At 70.6% G+C, this 3,554-nt stretch carries 2 protein-coding genes; one reads left to right on the plus strand and one right to left on the minus strand.

The window, feature by feature from the left end:
* Window positions 1-246 precede the first annotated feature (246 nt).
* Window positions 247-2,070 carry a signal peptide peptidase SppA gene (gene sppA / locus CKO28_RS27005; protein WP_200344506.1) on the plus strand — a complete coding sequence of 608 codons (1,824 nt, stop codon included), beginning with the start codon at window positions 247-249 and terminating at the stop codon, window positions 2,068-2,070.
* A gap of 298 nt (window positions 2,071-2,368) precedes the next feature.
* Here the strand turns inward: sppA and CKO28_RS27010 are convergent, their stop codons facing one another.
* On the minus strand, window positions 2,369-3,118 hold the full coding sequence (locus CKO28_RS27010; protein WP_200344508.1) for a TlyA family RNA methyltransferase: 750 nt from the start codon (window positions 3,116-3,118) through the stop codon (window positions 2,369-2,371).
* Between the last annotated feature and the right edge of the window lie 436 nt (window positions 3,119-3,554).

Consider the following 3,554-nt stretch of genomic DNA (forward strand, 5'->3'; position numbering starts at 1 on the left):
CACCCAGCCGGTCACGCCGACATCGAACCGACGCTGGCGCACCAGGTCCAGGAACCGCTGCCATGGCCGTCGTGCGCACCGGATATCCTTGCCGTCCGGTGTCGGCCGCCGGCGCGCGATCCTAACGGCGGCGCGTCTGCGTGCAAGCGCCGCGCCCCTTGGCGCGGCGCGCGGATGTCGGCATTGTCCCGGTTCGCGCTGTACCGCACATCTACCTTCCCGCGACCCAAGGGGCGCTCTGATCCCATGCGATTGATCCTATTCGTCGGCAAGTGCCTGGTCGGCTTCCTGGCGTCGGTCGGTCTGATCGTCGTCGCGCTCGGCGTGCTCGCCGGCTACGGCTGGCAGGAGGTGCGCGACTGGCGCACCGCCGAGACGCCGGTGCCCGAGCGCGCGGTCCTGACCCTCGACCTCTCAAGCGGCGTCGCCGAACAGGCGCCGCGCAGCCCGATCGCCGGGGCGACCGACGGCGGCGTGCCGATCCACCGCGCGATCGGCGCCCTGGAGCACGCGGCCGGCGACGACCGGGTCCGGGCGGTCGCCATGCGGGTCGGCCGCGGCGGGCTCGCCATGGGGCATGCGCAGGAGCTGCGCAACGCGCTGCAGGACTTCCGGGACAGCGGCAAGACCGCCTGGGCGTTCGCCGAGACGCTGAGCGGCGGGGGCATGGGCGGCGGCACGCTGCACGCCTACCTGGCAAGCGCATTCGACCGGGTCTGGCTGCAGCCGTCGGGCGACGTCAACGTCTCCGGCTTCCTGTTGGAGAGCCCCTACATCGCCGACGCGCTTGCCGAGATCGGCGTCGAGCCGCGCCTCGACCAGCGCCGGGAATTCAAGGGCATCAAGGACCGCTTCACCGCGATGCGGATGCCCGAGCCGCAGCGCACAAACCGGCGCCAGTTGCTGCAGTCCTGGATGGACCAGGTGGTCGCCGGGATCGCGCAGGGGCGCGGGCTGGCCCCGCAGCAGGTGCGCCAGCTGGTCGAGGAAGGCAACTTTTCCGCCGAACGCGCGCTGCAGGCCGGACTGGTCGACCAACTGGGCTACCGGGATCAGATGCGCCAGGCGCTGCGCCAGGCGGTCGGCGCGCAAGCCGACGACCGCGCGGCGATGGTCGACCTGCTGGCCTACGGCGCGCAGATGCAGCGCGCGCGCGAGTTGCCTGAGGACACCCCGCAGATCGCCGTGGTCACCGGCCAGGGTGCGGTCACGCTCGGCTCCAGCCAAGGCGGCAGGCTGTTCGGCGACGTTCAGATGGGCAGCGACACGATCGCCCCCGCCCTGCTGGAGGCCGCCCGCGACGATAAGATAAAGGCGATCGTGCTGCGCGTGGACAGCCCGGGCGGCAGCTACGTCGCGTCCGACACGATCTGGCACGCGGTGCGCCGGGCGCGCGAGATGGGCACGCCGGTCGTGGTGTCGATGGCGAACATCGCCGCTTCGGGCGGGTATTTCGTCGCCGCGCCGGCGAACCGGATCTACGCCCTGCCCGGGACGATCACAGGCTCGATCGGGGTCGGCTCCGGCAAGTTCGTCCTGACCGGGCTGTGGGACAAGCTGGAGATCAACTTCGACGGCGTTCAGGCCGGCCGCAACGCCGACTTCTGGAGCCCGAACCACGACTTTACGGAGGCGCAGTGGCAAAAGCTGCAGACCTTCCTCGACCAGACCTACGCCGACTTCAAGCAGAAGGTCGCGAGCGGCCGCGACCTTAGCCCCGAGCAGGTCGAACAGGTTGCCCAGGGCAAGATCTGGTCGGGCGCCGATGCCCAGGCGCGCGGCTTGGTCGATCAGCTGGGCGGGCTCGAGGCCGCGATTGCCGGCGCCAAGGAGCTGGCCGAGATCCCCGCCGGCCAGCCGGTGCGCGTGGTCGAGCGGCCGGAACGCAAGGACCCGCTGCGCCGCCTGATCGAGGGCGCTCTGCAAGGCCGCATCGAAAGCCCGGCCGCCGAGGCGCTGGGCCGGATCGCCCGCGGCCTGCGGCCGCTGATCGACGTGATCGGCCTGCTGCAAGGCCGCCAGGCCGAGCGCCGGCTGGAAAGCCCGGTCCAGGTGGAGGACGTGCGGTAGGGCGTCGGGTTCGCCGAATACGCACACCAAGTCCGCCTCCTCCAAGCGGGAGGAGGGGTTAGGGGAGATGGAATCACGGGCGCGAATGCCGCGGGCAACCTCCTCTCGCTAGAGCAAAATCGATAAAGGTCGAGTCGGCCTTCATCGTGAATTTTGCTCTAACTGCCTGAAGAGATGTGGGGCGGCGACTCAGGATGACGTTACCGAATTATCAATAACTTATAGCGTCATGCTGAGCAGGCCCGAAGGGCCAAGTCGAAGCACGCCCGACGGGTGGTCGCAAGCGGCCTGTCCGCCGCTACCCCGGCTTCTCGGCGACGATCAGGAACTCGACGTTCCCCTCGGGCCCCTTGACCGGGCTCTCCCGTAAAGACAGCACGCGCCAGCCCATCGTTTCCGTCAGCCAGGCGCGGATACGCGCGCACACCGCTTCGTGCAGGGCGGGATCGCGGACCACGCCGCCGCGGCCGACCCGGTCGCGGCCGACCTCGAACTGCGGCTTGATCAGGGCGGCGAGCCGGGCGCCGGGCCGGGCCAGCGCGAGCGCGTTAGGCAGCACCACCTCCAGCCCGATGAAGGACGCGTCGCAGACCACCAGGTCGACCGGCTCAGGCACGTGGCCAGAGGTCAGATGGCGGGCGTTGGTGCGTTCCAGCACGACCACGCGGTCGTCCTGGCGCAGCTTCCAGGCGAGCTGGCCGTGGCCGACGTCGACGGCGTGGACCCGGATCGCCCCGTGCTGCAACAAGACATCGGTGAAGCCGCCGGTCGACGCGCCGACGTCGAGCGCGACCGCGCCGTGCGGATCGATCTCGCCCGCCTCGACCAATGGCGCCAGCTTCAGCCCGCCGCGCGAGACCCAGGGATGATCCTGCCCCCTGAGCGCGAGCGGGGCGTCGGCGGGCAAGCTCGTGCCAGGCTTGTCGATCCGCTTGGTGTCGGAGAACACCTGCCCCGCCATGACCAACGCCTGCGCCCTGGCGCGGCTTTCCGCCAGCCCGCGGTCGACCAGCAGCTGGTCGACCCGTCGCTTCTTGGGGGCGGTCATGGGCAGACGCCGGGCCGTTCGCCGGCGGCACGCGAACCGGTCCCCTCTCCGCCAGTGGGAGGACAGGGATCGGGAGAGGAGGTGTGCACGCCACCGAGAGCGCGGCAGCCTCCTCCCCTAGCCCCTCCTCCCAGGTGGAGGAGGGGGATGACTTGGGCCTGCCCGCGGTCGGGGGGTTCAACCACAGGGTCGGGAGGCACCCGTAAGGCCCTGATCTTCAGAAACGTCCCCGTCATGGTGGGCAGGCGCCCGGGTCGAGGCATGACCGCCCGTCACGCCCTGAGCGAGCCCGCATCCGCACGCTCGAGGCCCAGCGCGTCGAGCGCCTTGGCGACCATGTGGTGGGCGTTGAGGCCGGCGGCCTCGTACTGCTGGTAAGGCTTGTCGTGGTCGATGAACCGGTCGGGCAGGTGCATCGGCCGGATCTTCAGGCCGT

The organism is Rhodovibrio sodomensis (genome assembly GCF_016583645.1).
Classification (GTDB): Bacteria; Pseudomonadota; Alphaproteobacteria; order Kiloniellales; family Rhodovibrionaceae; genus Rhodovibrio; species Rhodovibrio sodomensis.

Coding starts and splice junctions, on each gene's coding strand:
- sppA (WP_200344506.1), top strand. CDS start 247: ATGCGATTGATCCTATTCGTCGGCAAGTGCCTGGTCGGCTTCCTGGCG.
- CKO28_RS27010 (WP_200344508.1), bottom strand. CDS start 3,118: ATGACCGCCCCCAAGAAGCGACGGGTCGACCAGCTGCTGGTCGACCGC.